This window comes from Nonomuraea sp. B208 (assembly GCF_057536035.1).
Window position 1 is genome coordinate 109545 of the sequence record NZ_BAAJOU010000023.1, and the last position, 17789, is coordinate 127333.

The 17789-nt window shown below is 69.1% G+C and carries 19 protein-coding genes and 1 pseudogene; 14 read left to right on the plus strand and 6 right to left on the minus strand.

Annotated elements, in window-relative coordinates:
* Nucleotides 1-55 precede the first annotated feature (55 nt).
* Nucleotides 56-364, minus strand: coding sequence for a CPCC family cysteine-rich protein (locus tag AC27IY_RS24340; RefSeq protein WP_487179274.1), 309 nt, complete (start codon nucleotides 362-364; stop codon nucleotides 56-58).
* Nucleotides 365-548: 184 nt separating this feature from the next.
* Here AC27IY_RS24340 and AC27IY_RS24345 point away from each other — a divergent pair, with 184 nt between their 5' ends.
* A complete protein-coding gene (locus AC27IY_RS24345) occupies nucleotides 549-929 on the plus strand; it encodes a hypothetical protein (protein ID WP_487179428.1) in 381 nt (126 codons plus the stop codon).
* 35 nt (nucleotides 930-964) lie between these two features.
* On the opposite strand, the pseudogene AC27IY_RS24350 reads toward AC27IY_RS24345, so the two are convergent.
* Nucleotides 965-1198: pseudogene (locus AC27IY_RS24350) on the minus strand (DUF4331 family protein); the annotation flags it as partial.
* 486 nt (nucleotides 1199-1684) lie between these two features.
* Between AC27IY_RS24350 and AC27IY_RS24355 the strand changes: the two are divergent.
* The 5 genes from AC27IY_RS24355 to AC27IY_RS24375 all read left to right on the plus strand — a co-directional run bounded on the left by AC27IY_RS24355 (nucleotide 1685) and on the right by AC27IY_RS24375 (nucleotide 5960).
* Nucleotides 1685-2068 carry a group I truncated hemoglobin gene (locus tag AC27IY_RS24355; RefSeq protein WP_423444634.1) on the plus strand — a complete coding sequence of 128 codons (384 nt, stop codon included), beginning with the start codon at nucleotides 1685-1687 and terminating at the stop codon, nucleotides 2066-2068.
* Nucleotides 2069-3190, plus strand: coding sequence for a globin domain-containing protein (locus AC27IY_RS24360; RefSeq protein WP_423444632.1), 1122 nt, complete (start codon nucleotides 2069-2071; stop codon nucleotides 3188-3190). It begins immediately after the preceding gene.
* Nucleotides 3191-3198: 8 nt separating this feature from the next.
* Nucleotides 3199-3837, plus strand: a complete 639-nt coding sequence (locus tag AC27IY_RS24365; RefSeq protein WP_487179275.1) for a DivIVA domain-containing protein — start codon at nucleotides 3199-3201, stop codon at nucleotides 3835-3837.
* 865 nt (nucleotides 3838-4702) lie between these two features.
* A complete protein-coding gene (locus tag AC27IY_RS24370; protein WP_487179276.1) occupies nucleotides 4703-4891 on the plus strand; it encodes a hypothetical protein in 189 nt (62 codons plus the stop codon).
* Nucleotides 4892-4928: 37 nt separating this feature from the next.
* On the plus strand, nucleotides 4929-5960 hold the full coding sequence (locus AC27IY_RS24375; protein WP_487179277.1) for a hypothetical protein: 1032 nt from the start codon (nucleotides 4929-4931) through the stop codon (nucleotides 5958-5960).
* Nucleotides 5961-6007: 47 nt separating this feature from the next.
* Here the strand turns inward: AC27IY_RS24375 and AC27IY_RS24380 are convergent, their stop codons facing one another.
* A complete protein-coding gene (locus AC27IY_RS24380; RefSeq protein ID WP_487179278.1) occupies nucleotides 6008-6580 on the minus strand; it encodes a transposase family protein in 573 nt (190 codons plus the stop codon).
* A 57-nt stretch (nucleotides 6581-6637) separates the two neighbouring features.
* On the opposite strand from AC27IY_RS24380, the gene AC27IY_RS24385 reads away from it, so the two are divergent.
* On the plus strand, nucleotides 6638-7240 hold the full coding sequence (locus tag AC27IY_RS24385) for an integrase core domain-containing protein (RefSeq protein WP_487179279.1): 603 nt from the start codon (nucleotides 6638-6640) through the stop codon (nucleotides 7238-7240).
* 291 nt (nucleotides 7241-7531) lie between these two features.
* Here the strand turns inward: AC27IY_RS24385 and AC27IY_RS24390 are convergent, their stop codons facing one another.
* Entirely contained in the window at nucleotides 7532-8530 is a 999-nt protein-coding gene (locus AC27IY_RS24390) for a LacI family DNA-binding transcriptional regulator (RefSeq protein WP_449944363.1), read from the minus strand.
* 144 nt (nucleotides 8531-8674) lie between these two features.
* On the opposite strand from AC27IY_RS24390, the gene AC27IY_RS24395 reads away from it, so the two are divergent.
* The 5 genes from AC27IY_RS24395 (at nucleotide 8675) to AC27IY_RS24415 (ending at nucleotide 14161) form a co-directional block, all read left to right on the plus strand.
* On the plus strand, nucleotides 8675-9895 hold the full coding sequence (locus AC27IY_RS24395; protein WP_487179280.1) for a sugar ABC transporter substrate-binding protein: 1221 nt from the start codon (nucleotides 8675-8677) through the stop codon (nucleotides 9893-9895).
* Nucleotides 9888-10823: a carbohydrate ABC transporter permease gene (locus AC27IY_RS24400; RefSeq protein ID WP_423444618.1), complete on the plus strand. Its 936-nt coding sequence runs from the start codon at nucleotides 9888-9890 to the stop codon at nucleotides 10821-10823. Before AC27IY_RS24395 ends, AC27IY_RS24400 begins: the two co-directional genes overlap by 8 nt.
* 29 nt (nucleotides 10824-10852) lie before the next feature.
* Nucleotides 10853-11629 (plus strand): carbohydrate ABC transporter permease, encoded by a 777-nt coding sequence (locus tag AC27IY_RS24405; RefSeq protein ID WP_449944371.1) that lies wholly within the window; start codon nucleotides 10853-10855, stop codon nucleotides 11627-11629.
* Complete coding sequence (locus AC27IY_RS24410; RefSeq protein ID WP_487179281.1) at nucleotides 11626-13677, plus strand: hypothetical protein; 2052 nt, start codon at nucleotides 11626-11628, stop codon at nucleotides 13675-13677. The genes AC27IY_RS24405 and AC27IY_RS24410 overlap by 4 nt, the downstream gene beginning before the upstream one ends.
* 112 nt (nucleotides 13678-13789) lie before the next feature.
* Entirely contained in the window at nucleotides 13790-14161 is a 372-nt protein-coding gene (locus tag AC27IY_RS24415; RefSeq protein ID WP_423444612.1) for an SDR family oxidoreductase, read from the plus strand.
* A 71-nt stretch (nucleotides 14162-14232) separates the two neighbouring features.
* On the opposite strand, the gene AC27IY_RS24420 is transcribed toward AC27IY_RS24415, so the two are convergent.
* Both AC27IY_RS24420 and AC27IY_RS24425 read right to left on the minus strand, forming a co-directional pair.
* A complete protein-coding gene (locus tag AC27IY_RS24420) occupies nucleotides 14233-14616 on the minus strand; it encodes an alpha-L-rhamnosidase C-terminal domain-containing protein (RefSeq protein ID WP_449944380.1) in 384 nt (127 codons plus the stop codon).
* A gap of 21 nt (nucleotides 14617-14637) precedes the next feature.
* Nucleotides 14638-15408, minus strand: a complete 771-nt coding sequence (locus AC27IY_RS24425; RefSeq protein ID WP_487179282.1) for an IclR family transcriptional regulator — start codon at nucleotides 15406-15408, stop codon at nucleotides 14638-14640.
* Between the two features lie 125 nt (nucleotides 15409-15533).
* Between AC27IY_RS24425 and AC27IY_RS24430 the strand changes: the two genes are divergently transcribed.
* Both AC27IY_RS24430 and AC27IY_RS24435 read left to right on the plus strand, forming a co-directional pair.
* Complete coding sequence (locus AC27IY_RS24430; RefSeq protein ID WP_449944382.1) at nucleotides 15534-16856, plus strand: MFS transporter; 1323 nt, start codon at nucleotides 15534-15536, stop codon at nucleotides 16854-16856.
* On the plus strand, nucleotides 16853-17788 hold the full coding sequence (locus AC27IY_RS24435) for a PDR/VanB family oxidoreductase (protein WP_487179283.1): 936 nt from the start codon (nucleotides 16853-16855) through the stop codon (nucleotides 17786-17788). Before AC27IY_RS24430 ends, AC27IY_RS24435 begins: the two co-directional genes overlap by 4 nt.
* Nucleotide 17789: the final 1 nt, after the last annotated feature.

The following is a 17789-nucleotide window of genomic DNA, read 5'->3' on the forward strand; positions in this document are numbered from 1 at the left end:
CGTATATCCCGCGAGGCGGAGCCAGCCAATCGGCCTTCGTTCGTGGCCGTTGCTGTCACAGCTCCAGCGGCGGCAGTCCCCGCATTTCTCGGTAGCGCCGCCGCTCTTCGGTCAAACTGGCCGACCCGTTGGGGCCACTCATGACGACATCAGCGTTGTGATCGTCCTGTCCGTCGTCCTCCCACCAGCATTCTTCGCAGAACCCGAAACCTCCGCGGTACTGAAGGGTCGGATGGAAGCAGCATGGGCACGTGTACGGCTGATCGCGAGGCGGTAGCCGGAGGAAGTCTCCGCCCTGTTCCGCCATCACGGACAAGACCCATCGCTTGCGCTCCCGGATCTCCTCGATGCTGAGATCGGTCATATCCGTCATGATGCCGTACGGCTCCGAACATCTGCGTCTCAATCGGCACCTCTGTAACTACTCCCGATCTACTCCCGCCCCGTGCCCGGAAAGCTGCCAGAGATCCGCGACTCGCGCCCTCAACAAGTAGGCGTTCGGCTGCACCCCGACCTGCACATACGGCCGGCTCTGCAGCCCGGTCCGCGTGGACGAGCTCGCCGTCGCGCAGGACGCTGCACCGGCCCCAGATCCGCAACTCCGGCCGGGGCGCCAGCTCCGCGGTCGGCAGTTCGACGGCCATGGAGAAGACGTTGGCCTTGGCGTTGGAGTCGACGCCGGTCCACGGGGACTTCCCGCCCAGATGCGGCGCGGTGAAGTTCCGGTTGCCGCTGGTGTCGAAGAGGTTCTTGATGCCGTCGAAGTCGAAGAAGAAGGCGTCACTGCGGCTGTCGGCGGCGATCTTGTAGTCGCCGCTGCTGACCACGTTGGCCGGGGGCCGAAGGAGACGGCAGCGCCCGACACGATCGTGGTGCCGACCGCCTCGGGACTGCGAGCCTCCGCACCGGTCGCCTTGAAGACGCTGTAGGTCTGGGAGCCGTCCGACGCCGGCGAGCTGAAGACCCAGCTGAAGGCGATGTGGGTCAGGTTGTCGCCGTCGTTGTCGATGTTCAGGCGGTACACGGCGTCGGGGTGCAGGGCATCCGCGTTGGGGTTGGCGTTGAGGATGAGAACGGTCCTGCTCGCGTTGCCGGGCGCCTGGAAGGCGTACAGGTCGCACAGATCGAGCCGCTGGTCGCCGAGCGGTGGCCCAAGGCTGAGGCCGGTGAAGTGGTTCGACATGTCAGACCCTTCCATCGCTCGCCCGCCGGCCGGTCCGTGACGGTGGATGAACCGTGTTTCTGCAGGTCAAGCGGTGAGTGGGTGCGGGATGGGGGTTCTGTCGCGGTGGTCGCGGGAGCGGAGTCCGCCAGAGTCGGGATGCCCGTCGGCACTTCCACGGTCGGACATGAAAGGTTGCCTGTTCGTGAGACGCAGGGTCAAAAAAGGATGGAACGGGGTTCATGGGGCAGTAGGTGGCATGGTTAGATAGGCCAGGCACCTGAGGCGTGACCGACCGTTACCCTGCGTAACGAAATCCGGCTCGGTGCCTTTGCTCTGGCATGAAGGAAGGGTGACGGCAGGAAACCCACGACCATCACTCACCGCATCTCTCGCGGGCGCCCAGGCTTTCGGCGTCCGGAGCGCCAGGGTGCGTCCATTCGCCATTCCTCGCGTCGTGACCGCGGCGAACCCCGAACACCGTCAGCCGGTCCTGCGACGCATGGCCCACTTGGAGGATTTGTGACAATCTCGCCGTCCTACTATGACCAGGTCGGCGGCGCGCCGGCTGTTCGCGACGTCGTCGACGTTTTCTACGTGCGAGTCCTCGACGACGCCGCCCTCAAGCCCTACTTCGCCGGCATCGACATGCCGAGGCTGAAGCGGCACATGGTGATGCTGCTCTGCTCCGTCCTCGGCGGCCCCGACCCGTACGAGGGCCGCGACCTGGCAGAGGCGCACCGCGGCATGGGCATCACCGCCGACCACTACGCGAAGGTCGGCGAGATCCTGATCTCCGTGTTGCAGGGGGCCGGTGTGGGGGACGAGATCCTGCAGCACGTCGAGCTGACCTTGAACAAGGTGGAGTCGTCCATTGTGGCCGAGCCAGTAGAGACGGCCGACTGAGTGAACGCGCAAGCTCTCAAGGACAGCTGGCGCCTCGTCGCCCGGTCGGGCGACGAGGTGCCGCTGTTCTTCTACTCAGCCCTGTTCTTGATGAACCCGGAGACGAGGGACCTGTTCCCGGTGGCGATGGCGAGCCAGCGCGACCGGCTCGTCGGCGCGCTCGGGCGCATCGTCAGCAACGTCGACCGGGTGGAGGAGCTGGTCCCGTACCTGCAGCAGCTCGGCCGGGACCACCGCAAGTTCGCCGTCGTGACGGAGCACTACCCGGCCGTCGGCAGGGCGCTGCTCGCCACCCTGGAGCACTTCCTGGGCGACCGCTGGACGCCTGCCCTCGCCGAGGACTGGACGAAGGCGTACAGCCTGGTGGCCCAGGTGATGTCGGAAGCGGCCGCGGACGCGTCCAAGACCACCCCGCCCTGGTGGGAAGGCGAGATCATCAGCCACGAGACCCCCGCCCTCGGCATCGCGGTGATCCGGGCCCGGCTGAACTACCAGTACGTCTTCCGTCCCGGCCAGTCGGCGTCGATCTCGCACCCCAGGCGGCCGCGCGTCTGGCGTTTCTACTCCTTCGCCAACGCGCCGCGCCAGGACAACACGATCGACCTGCACGTACGCATGGTCGACGGCGGTGTGCTGAGCGCCGCCCTGGTCATGGGCGCGCGGCGCGGCGACGTGCTGCGCGTGGGAGCGCCGGTCGGCGACAAGCTGAAGCTCTCCCCCGACATGCCCGGCGACCTGCTCCTCATCGCGGGCGGCACGGGTCTCGCGCCGCTGAAGGCACTGGTGGAACAGGTGATGTACGAGGGCCCGTCGCGGAAGGTCGACGTCGTCGTCGGCGCCCGGACGTCCCGGGAGCTGTACGACCTCGATGCGCTGTCCAAGATGGCCGCGGAGCACCCCTGGCTGACCGTCGTCCCAGCCGTCTCCAACGACCCCTACTACCGTGGCGCCCGCGGCAACGCCGTGGACGTCGCGCTGCAGGCATGGCGTGGCCAGCAGGTGTTCGTCTGCGGCTCCACGGAGATGGCTCAGAGCACCGTCGGACGACTGCTGGACGCGGGCGTGCCCTCCGAGCAGATCCACTTCGACGAGTTCACGAGCGACAAAGGCGGCGAGTCATGACGGCAGAGATGTCTTGGGGAGATCACCCGGACCGCGAACGCCAGCCCCTCACCCCGGATCGGATACGCAAGCAGGAGTTCTCGCGCACACCACTCGGGCGCCGCGGCTACAGCGAGGACGAGGTGCGCTCGTTCCTGTACCGGGTCGCGGAAGACGTGGCGGCCGGCGACAAGGAGAAGGCGGACCTGCGGGCGTACATCGACCGGTTGAAGCAGTGGTACAAGGAACACGGCATCAGCGGCGAGCCCGCCGTTCCCCAGCAGCAGGCCCTGAGCGTCGATGCGATCAACATCCTCTCCCGCGCTCAGCAGACCGCCGACGTCCAGATCGCGGAGGCTGAGGACTACGCCCGGCGGATCCTCGGGGAGGCCCGCCAGCAGTACGAGGTGATCCTGACGGAGGCGCAGCGGCAGGCGGAGGAGGCCGCCGACCAGGCGGTCGGCGCCTACCGCTCGCGCGGCGGCGAGCACGGTGCCGAGGCCGAGGAACTGGAGCGGCAGATCGCCTACCTGCGAACCTTCGCCGACGTCACCCGGGTGCAGCTCCGCGCGGTGCTGGCAGGGCTGGCTGAAGAGGTCGACAAGCTCGGCCACATCCCTGACCAGGACAACCAGGTCCTTCAGAGCTTCTCACACGCCCACCGCTGACCGGCTTACGACAGACTCCGGACGTGCCCTGGCGCGGTTGGCCGACCACCTTCCCGATGACATCACCGCGGCGCCGGCCAGAAGACACGTTCGGAGAGCATGAAGCGCTGCACGGACTCGGGGGAGAGGCACGACGAGCGGGGCCTGAAGCATCGCGATGTGAAGACGACCCGCATCGTGCCGATCCCTCCCGAACTGGTGTCCATCCCCAGGGAGCGCATTGAACAGCACGGCGCGGCGTCCATGCCCCGGAAGCCGCCGAGCGCGCCGGGCACGGGGTGGAGGTGCTGCTCAAGGTGTACGCCAAGTGCATCGACGGACAGCGGGAGGTCGCCAACGGCCGGATCTTGGAAGCCCTGTCGCAGTGAGCACGCGGAACGCAACGGACCCCGGACTTCCAACCGGGGTCTTTTGCTATGCGTGACCTGGGAAAACACCCCGAGATCCATTCCGCGTATGTTCCGCGACGGGCGACACACGGCTGCTTCCTGCTGCCTGTCCGCGTAACCCAAATTCTCGCGAAACCCCTGCTCAAGCCAGGGATGCGGGGTGAGAAGAGTAGGGCGGGTGGGACTTGAACCCACGACCCACGGATTATGAGAATCCTCGGTTGATGTCGCCCAGTGTCACGGAGCACGCGAGCAACCACCGAGCAACCATGCGTTCTTGACCATCGGCACTATGTGCCATTTTTCCCCCTCTCGGCGCGGCTGTCTGGGGCCGGGCTTGCGTGGTGAGCTCGAATTTCACGGCGGATCGAACGTGCGCGAGCAACCACCGAGCAGCCATCGCCTGGTCATTTGCGTCCGCGGGCAGGATGGCTCGCAGCAGCCCCCGGACGCGATGCATGGTCTGCTTGGCGTGCATGGACGTGATTTCCGGCAGGCGCAGTGCCGGGCCGCGCTGGCCGTTCATCGCCGCGGCGAACAGCTCTGTCTCGCCGCTGGTTCATCACCTTGAAACAGGGGTGAACGCGCCGGTGACCACACGCACGGTAACTCTATGTTCGGTTTTGAAGACGTTTCCGGTCCTGGCCGATATGGTGGCGCGTTGACGATTGGCCAAGTCCGTAAGCCTTCCGGAGCTTCTACATGCGTACCGCAGCCGCAATTCTGTCCTTCATACTCGCCATCACCATCGTGCCCGCACAATCCGCCACGGCCGCGGTTTCCGCCGCGTCGTTGCCGGGCGGCAAGAGCACCTTCGTCATCTCACAGGGTCACCTGAAGGCCGCCTCCCAGCAGAACTGGCTACGCCTGGGCAACTACCGCTTCGCCGCGAACGGCACGGTGAGCGCCTCCATGTACCTGTGGTGGCAGCGTCATCCCCAGGCCAGGCAGCGCACCGGCACCGTCCCCGACTCGAGCTGCAGCACCAAGGCGGGTGGCAAGCAGTCGCGGCCTCGCACCTGCGAGGTGCTGACCGCCGGGGGCTTCACCGGGGCCCCCGACGAGAGCCGCACCGGGACGTACACCATGTCAGGGAACGTGCTCACCATCCGGTGGAAAATCGCCCAGACGTGGATGGAGCAGTGGTACGTGCGGACCTCGCCTGACGGCAAGCTGGCCCGCCTGGACCTCAAGCAGAGCACCTTGGCCACGAACGGGTACGGCTACGGCAGCAACGCCGCGATCAGCACGCGCCGCGCGATGAGCTCGGTGAAGGCGTTCCCCGGCTCGCTCAGGCAGGACCTGAGGAGCTGGGCGAGCGGTAAGCTCGTCACCTCCGACAACCAGCCGTTCGGCCTGTCCTCCTTCCGCGCCTGCTCCGCCACCACCTCGTGCCTGACCTACCTGCAGCCCTCCTCGAACAGCGCCTGCAAGAAGGAGGGCGGCTGCCCCAAGTACGGTGGCGGAACGAGCGCCAACATCACCTCCATCCAGTACTACCTGACGATGATCTCCAAGTCCGACCGCCGCGACACGCTGTGGCACTGGTGCACCTGCCTGGCGATGGAGCGGGACGAGTTCTGCTACACCGGCAACTCCCATGTCAAACCGCTCATGCAGATCATCGACGACACCGGAGCCTTCCGCGGCTGGGTCGGTGCTGAGGCATCCTTCTCGACCGGCTCCCGAGCGACGGACATGCTGGCGGTCCTGCGCATCTCCGACTTCCGCTGACCGGCCTTGAGCTTGCTCCGCTTTGACGAACACCATCGTTGTGGTGGTCAGGCCGCTGCGGCGGTCTCGAAGTCGGCGGGGCTACGGTAGCCCAGACTGCTGTACAGGCGGTGCAGGTTGTACCAGCCTTCGATGGATCCGGTGTGTCGGCGATCCACGGCCGTCGTCCAGGTGCCGGTGGCCTCCACCAGCACCCAGCGAGGACGGCCTCGCCGGACCTCGTCGATGCCCAGCACCGTGACCGGTCCGGGCTGGGCGGGTAGCATCCGGCGCGCGTGCTCGGTGAAGGCGTTGGACACGATCGGCCAGGACAGTCCGTGATCTCGCGCCGATTGGATCATCGTTCGCCTGCCGTCGCCCTCGGCGGCGCCACTGGCCTGGCGTAATCGCATGGTGAGCCGGGACTGGGCGGGAATCTGCGGCACCTGCTCGGTGAATGTCTGACGCGGACAGGACGCCTGGTTACAGCACCAGCGACGCTTGCGCCAGCGCAGCGCACAGCGCCGGCCTGCCATGGGCAGGTCCCGCGGGCGGGTGGTTACCCATTCCTTCATCAGGACCGCGGCGACCCCGCATCGGGGGCAGCACCGGGCGCGTTCATCGGCGGTGGCCAGGTGCACGACCGGTCCGTCCTGGACCCCGTCACCTGCGGTGACGACCTTTGTGACGGTGCCACGGTGTGGGAGATCCTCCGACTTCCTGCGCTCGCAGCCGGCGCCCTGCTGGCCTGTGACTTCATCGAAACTGTCACTCTCAGCGGTCAACGGCAGTACATCCTGGCAGTCATCGAGCACGCCACCAGGCGCGTCCGTGTTCTCGGCACCACCGCTCACCCGAGCGCGAACTGGGTCATCCAAGCGATCAAGAATCTGGTGATGGATCTGGACGACGCGGGCTGCCGGCCGCGTTATCTGATCCGAGACAGGGATGGAAAGTTCCCCGCCCTCATGGACGAGATCCTCGCCGAGGCTGGCATCAAGACAGTCCTCACAGGCATCCGAATGCCGCGGATGAACTCCATCATGGAGCGATGGGTCCGATCCTGCCGCCACGAGCTTCTCGACCGCTGCCTCGTATGGAACGAACGCCATCTTCGGCACGCCCTGCGCGCGTACGAACGGTTCTACAACCAGCATCGGCCCCACCAAGCCCTGGACCAAGCCGCCCCGCTGCGTCCCGCCCCGGACCCGATCACAGACCCGGCACGAATCACCGACTTGAACATACACCGACGAGACCGGCTCGGCGGTGTCCTCCACGAATACTCACATGCCGCTTGACCTGCATGGATGGAATTATCGGCAGGCACACTGTGCACCCTGCCCGTTCTCGGTCTGATCGCCTTCCTGGTCGTCGCGTGGCGACGTCACCGTCCATCCCGCCGCCTCGCGCTGATGGGCACCTGAAAGGCGTCCCGGCGGCGTGGGTCACTCAGGACCCGTGACCAACGTGCCCACGGACGGTCGCCGACCACCACGACCCCGGGGGTTCCGCTGCCCCTTGTTGTGAGGGGTGACCGCCCGCGCCATCACCCTCGCCCCCCCGAGGCCGGCTACCACTCCCGGCGGCGATCAGGGCACGGCGTCCGGGTCGGACGACTCGCGGCGTACGAGCCGGCAGGGCAGGCGTATCGGCCCTGGTCCGTCCGGGCGTGGTTCGGCGCCGAACAGCAGGCGGATGCAGTGCCTGCCGAGCGCTTCCAGTTCCATGTCGACGCTGGAGATCGGCGGGCGTGACTCGGTGACGTACGGGCTCCAGTTGTCGTACCCGACCACGGCCACATCGTCGGGTACGCGCCGGCCCGACTCGCGCAGGGTTTCGACCGCTCCCCGGGCCAGTTGGTCGTTGGTGCAGAAGACGGCGTCGACGCCGGGATCGTCGCGCAGCAGCATGGCGGTGGCGGCGCGGCCCCAAGCCTCACTCCATTCCCCGAGGTAGGGACGGGAGCCGGCCAGGCGCAGGCCGCGGGCGCGGAGCGTTTCCCGGGTTGCGCCGAGCCGTTCCTTGTTGGCTCGTTGCCCGGCGGGACCGCCGATCACCGCCACCCGTCGCCGGCCGCTGTCGAGCAGGTGCTCCACGGCGAGCCGGGCGCCCGCCCACTCGTCTGGGATCACGGAGAGATCGGCGGGATCGGACGAGGGGGACATCGCGTAGACCACCGGGGCGGCGATCCGCGCGGTGAGGGGTGGGCGCGGGTCCGTCGAGCTGCCGAGCACGATCACCCCGTCCACCTGCTGGTGGCCGAGCCGGATCAGGTGCTCGCGTTCGAGGTCTTGGTCGCCGCGGGAATCGCAGAGGGTGACCGAGACCGGCCCGAGCGCGTGCGTGGCGCCGAGCAGGACCGGCAGCGTGAACCGGCCGATGCCGTCGCCGGCCAGGAACCCGACCGTCCTGTGCGTCGAGGTGCCCCGCAGCTGCTGAGCCACCGGGTTGGGCGTGTAGCCGAGCTCTCGGGCGGCGGCCGCCACCCGTTGCCGGGTCGTCGCCCTGACCTGGTCGCGCCCGTTCAGCGCCTTCGAGGCGGTGGACGGTGAGACGCCGGCGAGGCGGGCCACGTCGGTGATCGTCACGGCTTGATGCACCTCACCAACGTACACGCTCACCAGCCATTCGGCGCTAACAACGATTTCAGCAGGGTGTTGACCTGTTGGAAACATAAAGTAAGGTCGGCAACCGACAACGATTTCGGTGCTGCCCGACACAAAGGGGAACGCATGAACGGCACTGCTCGCCGATGGCTGGCCGTCGCCACCGCAGCCGCGACGGCGCTGGGGCTGGCCTCCTGTGGCAACGACGACGACGCGGACGACGGCCCGGTCACCAGCTTGACCGTGCAGACGTACACCGGCTCACCCAGCGATGACGCCGTCTACGACGCGGTGCTGACCGCGTGCGGCGGCCAGATCGGCGTCACGATCGACCGGCAGAAGATCCCCACCGACGGCTACGTCGCCAAGGTGCTGCAGCAGGCGTCGGCGCGCACCCTGCCGGACGCGCTGATGCTGGACAACGGCGACGTCCAGCAACTGGCCGCGGCCGGCGCGCTGGCGCCCGTACAGGATCTCGGGCTGTCGGCGGCCGGTTTCGCCGAGGGAGCCGTCCAGGCCGCCACCTACGACGGCAAGGTGTACGCGCTCCAGCCGGTGGCCAACACCATCGGGTTGTTCTACAACGAGCAGGCTCTGGCCAAGGCCGGCGTCACCCCGCCGAAGACGTGGGACGAACTGCGCGCGGCCGCCAGGAAGCTCACCTCCGGCAAGCAGTACGGCCTGGCCTTCTCCGCGGTCGCCACGGTCGAGGGGGCCTGGCAGTTCATGCCGTTCCTGTGGTCCAACGGCGGTGACGAGACTCAGCTCGCCACCCCGCAGGTGGCCGGTGCCCTGGGCCTGTGGGCGAACCTCGTCGCGGACGGGTCGGTGTCGAAGTCGGTGGTCAACTGGACTCAGGCGGATGTCAACGACCAGTTCAAGGCCGGGAACGCGGCCATGATGATCAACGGGCCGTGGCAGTTCCCCGTCCTCGACCAGGTATCCGGGCTGACGTACAAGGTGATCCCGATCCCCGTGCCGAAAGCCGGTGACAAGGAGATCACCCCGCTGGGCGGCGAGACCTGGTCGATCCCGCAGACGGGCAGGAAGAACCGGATGACGGCCGCGGCCAAGCTGGTGGACTGCCTGAACTCCGACAGCAACCAGATCGCACTGGCGGGCAAGCGGCAACTGGTGCCCACCAGGTCATCGGCCGTCGCGCCGTTCATCGAGCAGCAGCCCGCCCTGGCGACGTTCACCGAGCAGGTGCAGGCGTCGCGGGCCCGTACGGCGAAGCTCGGGCCGAAATGGCCCGAGGCCGAGAAGCGGATCAACACCGCGATCCAGTCCGCGCTGGTCGGCGGCCTGACTCCGGAGCAGGCCCTGGAACAGGCCACCCATGGCTGAGGCGGCAGTCGCCGGGACCGCGTACGCCGGCGGGCACGGGAGCGTGCACCGCTCGGCCCGGATCGCCCACATGTTGTTCCTCGTCCCGGCCGTCGTGTACATCGTGCTGTTCTTCGGCTATCCCGCGGTGAAGAACGTGACCATGTCGCTGCAGGACTACACGACGCGGTCGTTCATCACCGGCGAGGCACCGTGGGTCGGGCTGCGTAACTACGCCGAGGTCGCCGGCTCGGCGATCTTCTCCCGGACGGTCGTCAACACCGTGCTGTTCACCGTCGTCTCGATCGCCGGTCAGTTCGTGCTCGGCCTGCTGCTGGCGCTGTTCTTCCGCCGCCGGTTCCCGCTCAACGCGCTGCTGCGCTCGCTGTTGCTCCTGCCGTGGCTGATCCCGCTGATCGTCTCCGGCACGGTGTGGAAGTGGATCCTCGACCAGGACAACGGGGTGCTCAACCAGACGCTGCGCGCTCTGGGCCTGGTGGACGGCAACCCCGGCTGGCTGACCAGCCCGTCGCTGGCCCTGCTGGCGGTCGTGGTGGTCAACATCTGGATCGGCATCCCGTTCAACGTCACGCTCATCTACGGCGGGCTACAGGAGATTCCGGGGGAGATCCGGGAGGCGGCGGCGCTCGACGGCGCCTCGAAATGGCGCGAGTTCCGCTCGATCACCTGGCCGCTGCTGCGGCCGGTCGTCACCGTCGCCCTTGTCCTCGGCGTGGTCTACACCCTCAAGGTCATCGACATCATCCTGGCGCTGACCGGCGGCGGCCCGGCGAACGCCTCACAGACCATCGCCACCCAGTCCTACCAGCTCAGCTTCAAACAGTTCGAATTCGGCCAGGGAGCCGCGGCGAGCAACCTGCTCATCGTCGTCTCGCTGCTGTTCGCCGTGATCTATCTCCGGCTGAACCGGCGGGCGGTGGACGAGTGAGCCGGCTGGGCCGCAAGCGGGACACCGCCATGGGAATCGTGCTCCTGGCCGTGCTGCTGTTCCCGCTGTACTGGATCGTCAACGTGTCACTGCAGCACGGCGCCTCCTCGGCCGGCACGGACTGGTTCCCGATTCAGCCCGACCTGGGCGGATACCGGACCGCGCTGGGCGAGCAGGGCGATCACCTGGTCACCAGTCTGGTCATCGGCGTGGGCAGCGCGGTGCTGAGCGTGCTGATCGCCGCGCCGGCCGCCTACGCCCTGGCTCAGTTCCGGTCCCGCTGGGTCAACGTCGTGCTCTTCGCGGTGCTGATCAGCCAGATGGTGCCGGGCATCGTGGTGGCCAACGCGCTTTACAGCGCCTACCAGGACCTCGGGCTGCTGGACTCCTACCTCGGTCTGATCCTCGCTGACTCCACTGCGGGCATCCCGTTCGCCATCCTGGTGATCCGGGCCTTCATGCTGGGCCTGCCCCGGTCCGTCATCGAGGCCGCCAACCTCGACGGCGCCGGCCACGTGCGGACGTTCGTGTCGGTGGTCCTGCCGATGAGCGTCAACGCGATCGTGACGGCCGCGCTGTTCGCCTTCCTCTTCGCCTGGGGCGACTTCCTCTTCGCGCTCACCCTCACCACCACCGGAGCGGTCCAGCCCGCCACTCTGGGCCTCTACCAGTACATCGGTTCGTACGTCAGCGATTGGAGCTCCGTGATGGCCACGGCCGTCCTGTCTTCCATCCCGGCCGTCCTGCTGCTCGCCGTCGCGCAGCGCTACGTCGCCGCCGGCACCACCGCAGGAGCGGTCAAATGACCGGCTTTCTCGAACTGGCCGACACCACCACCAGACTGCGGGTCGACGCCGTCACCGGCGCCGTCCACGCGCTGCACCACCTCGCCGACCCTCACGGCATGAACTGGGTGACCGGGCCGGACGACACCTTCCATCCCGGCGCCCACGACTGGGGCCTGGGCTACCTCGGCACTCCGCTGCGCATGGTGACCCGCCTGCGGCGCTGGCAGCGCGCCACGGACGTCACCGCCGCCAACGGCACCATCACCTCCAGCTACGACGTGGACGGCGTCCGCGTCACCGTCGAACGATCGTTGCGGGACGGCCTGGTGCATGAGGACTACGCCGTCACCAACCGCCTGGCCGAGCCGGTCGAGTTGGGCCGGCTGACCGTCTACACCCCGCTGCGCACCGACCTCCTGCTCGGGGCCCGGGGACTGGACCTGCGGTGTCACGCGCACGTGCACGCCGCGGGGGAGTCGAGCTGGATCTGCGGCATCCGCATGTCCGGCCGTGGACCCCACCTCGGGCTGGCGGTGACGCGCGGCAGCCTCGCCGGGTACGTGCTCGACGGCGCGGGCGAGCTCACCGGGTCAGCCGTCCGCGGGGACATCGGCCTGGCGCTGCTCGACACCCAGCAGGACGACGATCTGCCCGGCGCCCGGCCGGTCGTCCTCGCGCCGGGCGAGTCGCTCGGCTTCGGCTGGACCCTCTTCTGGCACGACGGCTGGCAGGACTTCGAGACGCGCCGCCACCTGCTCGCTCCGCGTCCGCAAATCCGCCTGGACGAGCTGGTCGTGACCCTCGGAGAACCCCTCCAGGCCACCGTCACCGGCGTCGATCACCTTCTGGTCCGCCTGCCGGGTGAGGACCGGCGGTGGTCGCCCGTGCCGGTCGCCGACGACCGGCTCAGCCTGACCACCGACCAGCCCGGTCTCGTGGAGCTGGCCACCGGCGACCCGCGGGCGCCCGGCACGATCGTCACCGCAGCGGCGCTGCCCGCGCTGCCCGACCTGGTGCGGGCCCGCACCAGGTTCATCCTCCGGCACCAGCAGGTCGACGATCCCGGCGACCGTCTGGACGGTGCGCTGTTGCCGTACGACAACCGGGCCGGCGGGATCGTGCGCAGCCACCGGCCCGACCTCAACGACGGCCGGGAACGGCTCGGCATGGGCGTGCTGCTGGCCCTGGCAGCACCGCACGACCCGGATCTGCGCGGTGGGCTCGATCGCTACACCCGCTTCGTCGAGGCGCATCTGCAGGCCGCCGACGGCACGGTGTACGACTCGGCCACCGTCCAGTCCGCCGACCGGCTCTACAACTATCCGTGGATGGCCCGCTTCTGGCTGGAGCTCTACGCGCTCGACGGCGCCGAGGAACACCTCAAGAACGCGCAGCGCGTCATCGGCGCCTTCTACGACCACGGCGGCGCCGGCTTCTACCCGATCGGCCTGCCGGTGCTGCGCACCGCCGAAGTGCTGCACGCACGCCGGCGACCGGACGCGGCGGCTGACCTGCTGACGCTCTACGCACGCCACGGCGATGCCATCGCGGCCCGCGGGCTGGACTATCCCACCAGCGAGGTCCCCTACGAGCAGGCGATCGTCGCGCCGGCCGCCGCCATCCTGCTGGAGCTGGCCGTGGCCACCGGCGAGCGCGGCTACGCCGACGCCGCCCGCGGGCATCTGGACCTGCTGCGCGCGTTCGACGGCCGCCAGCCCGACGCCCGCACCAACAACGTGCCGATCCGGCACTGGGACGGATACTGGTTCGGACTGGACCGCATCTGGGGCGACACCATGCCGCATCACTGGGCCGCGCAGAGCGCCTGGGCCTACGCGCTGGCCGGGCTGGTGCACCGAGACCCCGCCTACCGCGCCGCAGCCGGCCGGACCCTGCGGGCCACCCTGCTGACGTTCGAACCCGACGGCACGGCCAGCTGCGCCTACGCCAACGCGCTGAGCGTCTCCGGAGTGCGCGGCCGCCGGTTCGACCCGCTCGCCAACGACCAGGACTGGGCCCTGGTCACAGCCTTGGACATCGAACGGCTCCGCTCGCACAAGGACTGACTCACCCGAGGCCGCGACTGAAACCGCGGTGAAACTTGCCGAGCTCAGCTGTTCCCGCACAGTGACGATCAGTAGAGCGGGACTCTGAACCCAGCTCCGCGTCGCGCCCGGCGTGGCCGAACGCGGCTTCGGGCGCATCGTCTTCCTGTCCTCCGTCTCGGCCGAGCGGGGCGGCGGAGTGTTCGGCGGCGTTGCCTACTCCGCGGCCAAGGCCGCCCAGCTCGGCTTCGCCCGCGCCCTGGCCCGCGAGCTCGGGCCCGCCGGGGTGACGGTGAACTCCGTCGCCCCCGGGCTGATCGACACCGACATCACCGGCGGCGCGCTGCCGGACGAGCGCAAGCAGGAGCTGCTGGCCGGGATCCCCGTGGGCCGCGTCGGCAGGGTCACCGACGTCGCCGATCTGATCGCGTACCTGTGCCGGGAGGAGTCCGCGTACAGCACCGGCGCCACCTACGACGTCAACGGCGGATCACACATCCACTGAGCGAGCCTACCGCCCTCGGTACCCCTCAGTGGATGAGCAATCAGCTTGGTGAGCCGGCCCTTGAAGATGCCTTACTGGGCATCCGCGTGCTCGGAGTCACCTCCACGGTCCGCAGAGCGGAGGGTGCAGTGGAAGACATGTGTCCCAGACCCGGTCTGGATGGGCGCACCGGGCTCGCCAGGCAAGTAGACGACCGCAGTGGTGTTCGCCGGGACGACCACACGGAGTGTCAGGCGCGCGCCGTCACGCTTCCAGCTCACCTCGGCCATACCGTACGGGGTGTGGTGTGTGGCGCGGGCGCGCGTGAGGCCGCCGCCCGGGCGGGGCCGCACGAGGAGCCGGCGGTAGCCGGGTGCGGCGGGGGCCAGGCCGACGACGGTGCGGTGGATCCAGTCGGCGGTCGCCCTCTCGTGACGTTGATTCATCTGCTTATTTAGGCGATGGATAGGACTCATCTGTCGCGGAAATGGAAAACGTTACCCATCGTCTTCCGGCGGCCCCGGCTGCGCGTGGAGCGCCCGTTCCAGGGCCAGGCCGGTGAGTTGCAGCGGGCGGACCAGGGGCCAGGCGTGGTCGTCGTTGGGCACTACCAGGCCGAGGGCGGCGACCACCTGCCCGGCCATCCGGACGGGGACGGAGATGCCCGTCGCGTCGGCATGAATGTGGCCGGGGCAGAAGGCGAACCCGTTGCGCCGCACTTCGGCGAGCGTCGCGCGCAGGGTCCTGGCATCGGTGATCGTGTGCGGCGTGTACGCCTGCAGCGGCTGGCGCAGCACGCGTTCGCGCAGCTCGGCGGGGGCGTGCGCGAGCAGGACCAGGCCGCCGGAGGAGGCGTGCAGCGGCAGCCGCCCGCCGATCTGGGTGACGGTGACGACCGCGCCGGGCGCGATCAGGCGTTCGACGAACAGCACCTCCTCGCCGTCGAGGATGCCGAGCTGTACCGAGTGGCCGACCACGTGGTGCAGGTCGCCCATGAACTGCATCGCCGTCTCGCGCAGCCTGCGCACCGGCGAGGCGCGCTGGGCCAGCTCCCACAGCCGGTTGCCGATCCGTACGCGGCGCTGCTCGTCGCGGGCCAGCAGCCCGTGCCGGGTCAGCTCGTCCACCAGCCGGACGGTGGTGGCGAGCGGCAGTGCGGCCCGGCGGCTGATCTGGCTGACGGTCAGCACCGGCTCGGCAGGGTTGAACGCCTCGAGGATGCGCACGGCGCGCGTCAGGACCGACTCGCCGCTGGGTGACCTGGCCATGCGTCACATCATCGCTGGTCAAGGCAGTCTGCGGACGACCTCATCCATTGAATGGATCCGTCGTGGAAACATGCTGGTAACCGGCTCATCATCGACTGCTAACCACCCCCCGAAAGGCCGGTTAGATGTCTGTTCATCCTCCGGAGCTGCGTGCCCGCATCGACGACGCCCCCATGACGCGCCTGCAGTGGTCGGCGATCGCCGTGTGCGTCCTGCTCAACGTCCTGGACGGCTTCGACGTCCTGGTCATGTCCTTCACCTCCGCCGCCGTGTCCGCCGAGTGGTCCCTGTCAGGCTCTCAACTGGGACTGCTGCTCAGCGCGGGCCTGGTCGGCATGGCCCTCGGCTCGCTGTTCCTGGCGCCGCTGGCCGACCGCATCGGACGGCGCGCCTTGATCCTGGCCTGCCTGGTCATCGCGTCGGCAGGGATGCTGCTGTCGGCCGCCGCCCAGGACGCCGTGCAACTCGGGCTGCTGCGCGTGCTCACGGGCGTCGGCATCGGCGGCATCCTGGCCAGCAGCAACGTCCTCGCCGCCGAGTACGCCAACGCCCGCTGGCGCGGCCTGGCCGTCAGCCTCAACTCCACCGGCTACGCCGTCGGCGCCACGGTCGGCGGCATCGTCGCGGTCGCGCTGCAGAGCTCGTCCGGCTGGCGGTCGGTGTTCGCCTTCGGCGGCGTCGCCACCGCCCTGCTCATCGGCGCCGTCCTCTGGCGGCTGCCGGAATCGCTGGACTTCTTGCTCACCCAGCGCTCACCGCGCGCGCTCGACCGGCTCAACACCGTGCTCGGCGCGATGAGGCTGCCCGCCCTGGACACGCTGCCCAAGCCGGAGCCCGCCGCGCGCAAGCCGAAGCCGCGCCTGGCCCAGATCCTGTCCCCGGCCCAGCGCCGCAACACGCTGCTGATCTGGGCCGGCTTCTTCGCCGTCATGTTCGCCTTCTACTTCGTCACCAGCTGGACGCCGAAGCTGCTGGTGGAGGCCGGGATGTCGGCCGGCCAGGGGATCACCGGGGGAGTGCTGCTGAACCTCGGCGGCATCTTCGGCACCACGCTGCTGGGCCTGCTGGCCGCCCGCTTCCCGCTGCAGCGGGTGCTGCTCGGCTACACGCTCGCCACGGCGCTGCTGCTGGCCTGCTTCGTCTCGCTCACCTCGCAGTTCGCGCTGGTGCTGGCCCTGGGAGCGCTGATCGGCCTGTTCGTCAACGGCTGCGTGGCCGGCCTGTACGCGCTGACTCCCTCGCTCTACCCCGTCGAGGTACGGGCCACGGGCGTCGGCTGGGGCATCGGCGTCGGCCGCGTCGGCGCGATCGTCTCCCCGCTCGTGGCCGGCCGGCTGCTGGACGCCGGCTGGACGCCGGATCGGCTGTTCCTGCTCGTCGCGGCGGTGCTCGTGGCCGGTGGGCTGGCCGTGCACGCCTTCCGCCTCACCACCCCGGAGCACGCATGACCTCCACACTGGACCTGCGGGTCACCGCCAAGACTCCGGTCGCCGACGGCGTGGTCGCACTCACCCTGGAAGATCCGGGCGGGCGGCGGCTGCCGGACTGGACGCCCGGCGCGCACCTCGACCTGATCCTGCCGAACGGCCTGACCCGCCAGTATTCTCTGTGCGGCGACCGCTGGAACCCCTACACCTACCGGATCGGCGTGCTGCGGGAGCCGGACGGCCGGGGCGGCTCGGCCTACGTCCACGACGAGCTGGCCGTAGGCGACATGGTGGCGATCGGCGGGCCGCGCAACAACTTCCCGCTCGCCCCGTCCGAGCGGTATCTGTTCGTCGCGGGTGGCATCGGCATCACGCCGCTGCTGCCCATGATCCACCAGGCGGAGCTGCTGGGCGCTGACTGGCGGCTGCTCTATGGCGGCCGGACGCGGGCCTCGATGGCGTTCCTCGGCGAGCTTGCCCGTCACGGCTCCCGCGTCGAGGTCGTCCCGCAGGACGAGCGCGGCCTGCTCGACCTGCCCGCCGAGCTCCCGGCGGACACGAAGGCGTACTGCTGCGGCCCGGCCGGTCTGCTGGACGCCATGGAGCTGCGTGCCGCCGGCTGGCCCGCCGGGATGCTGCGCACCGAACGTTTCGTCGCCAAGGACCTCGGCGCGCCGGCCCGTGCGGAGCCGTTCGAGGTCGAGCTGCGCCGCACCGGCACGATGGTGACCGTCGCTCCCGGCCGGTCCGTGCTCCAGGCGATCAGTGACGCGGGCGTGAATGTGCTGTCCTCCTGCCGCCAGGGGTTGTGCGGCACCTGCGAGACCACCGTGCTCGCCGGTGAGGTGGACCATCGTGACGCGCTGCTCGACGACGCCGAGCGGGCGGTGGGCGACTGCATGTTCGTCTGCGTCTCCCGAGCCCGCTCCGACCGCCTCGTCCTCGACCTGTGAA

Bases quoted from the DNA above. Each gene is read 5' to 3' on its own strand.
- AC27IY_RS24340 (WP_487179274.1), bottom strand. From the start codon at position 364: ATGACCGATCTCAGCATCGAGGAGATCCGGGAGCGCAAGCGATGGGTC.
- AC27IY_RS24365 (WP_487179275.1), top strand. From the start codon at position 3,199: ATGTCTTGGGGAGATCACCCGGACCGCGAACGCCAGCCCCTCACCCCG.
- AC27IY_RS24370 (WP_487179276.1), top strand. From the start codon at position 4,703: ATGGACGTGATTTCCGGCAGGCGCAGTGCCGGGCCGCGCTGGCCGTTC.
- AC27IY_RS24375 (WP_487179277.1), top strand. From the start codon at position 4,929: ATGCGTACCGCAGCCGCAATTCTGTCCTTCATACTCGCCATCACCATC.
- AC27IY_RS24395 (WP_487179280.1), top strand. From the start codon at position 8,675: ATGAACGGCACTGCTCGCCGATGGCTGGCCGTCGCCACCGCAGCCGCG.
- AC27IY_RS24400 (WP_423444618.1), top strand. From the start codon at position 9,888: ATGGCTGAGGCGGCAGTCGCCGGGACCGCGTACGCCGGCGGGCACGGG.
- AC27IY_RS24405 (WP_449944371.1), top strand. From the start codon at position 10,853: ATGGGAATCGTGCTCCTGGCCGTGCTGCTGTTCCCGCTGTACTGGATC.
- AC27IY_RS24410 (WP_487179281.1), top strand. From the start codon at position 11,626: ATGACCGGCTTTCTCGAACTGGCCGACACCACCACCAGACTGCGGGTC.
- AC27IY_RS24420 (WP_449944380.1), bottom strand. From the start codon at position 14,616: ATGAGTCCTATCCATCGCCTAAATAAGCAGATGAATCAACGTCACGAG.
- AC27IY_RS24425 (WP_487179282.1), bottom strand. From the start codon at position 15,408: ATGGCCAGGTCACCCAGCGGCGAGTCGGTCCTGACGCGCGCCGTGCGC.
- AC27IY_RS24430 (WP_449944382.1), top strand. From the start codon at position 15,534: ATGTCTGTTCATCCTCCGGAGCTGCGTGCCCGCATCGACGACGCCCCC.
- AC27IY_RS24435 (WP_487179283.1), top strand. From the start codon at position 16,853: ATGACCTCCACACTGGACCTGCGGGTCACCGCCAAGACTCCGGTCGCC.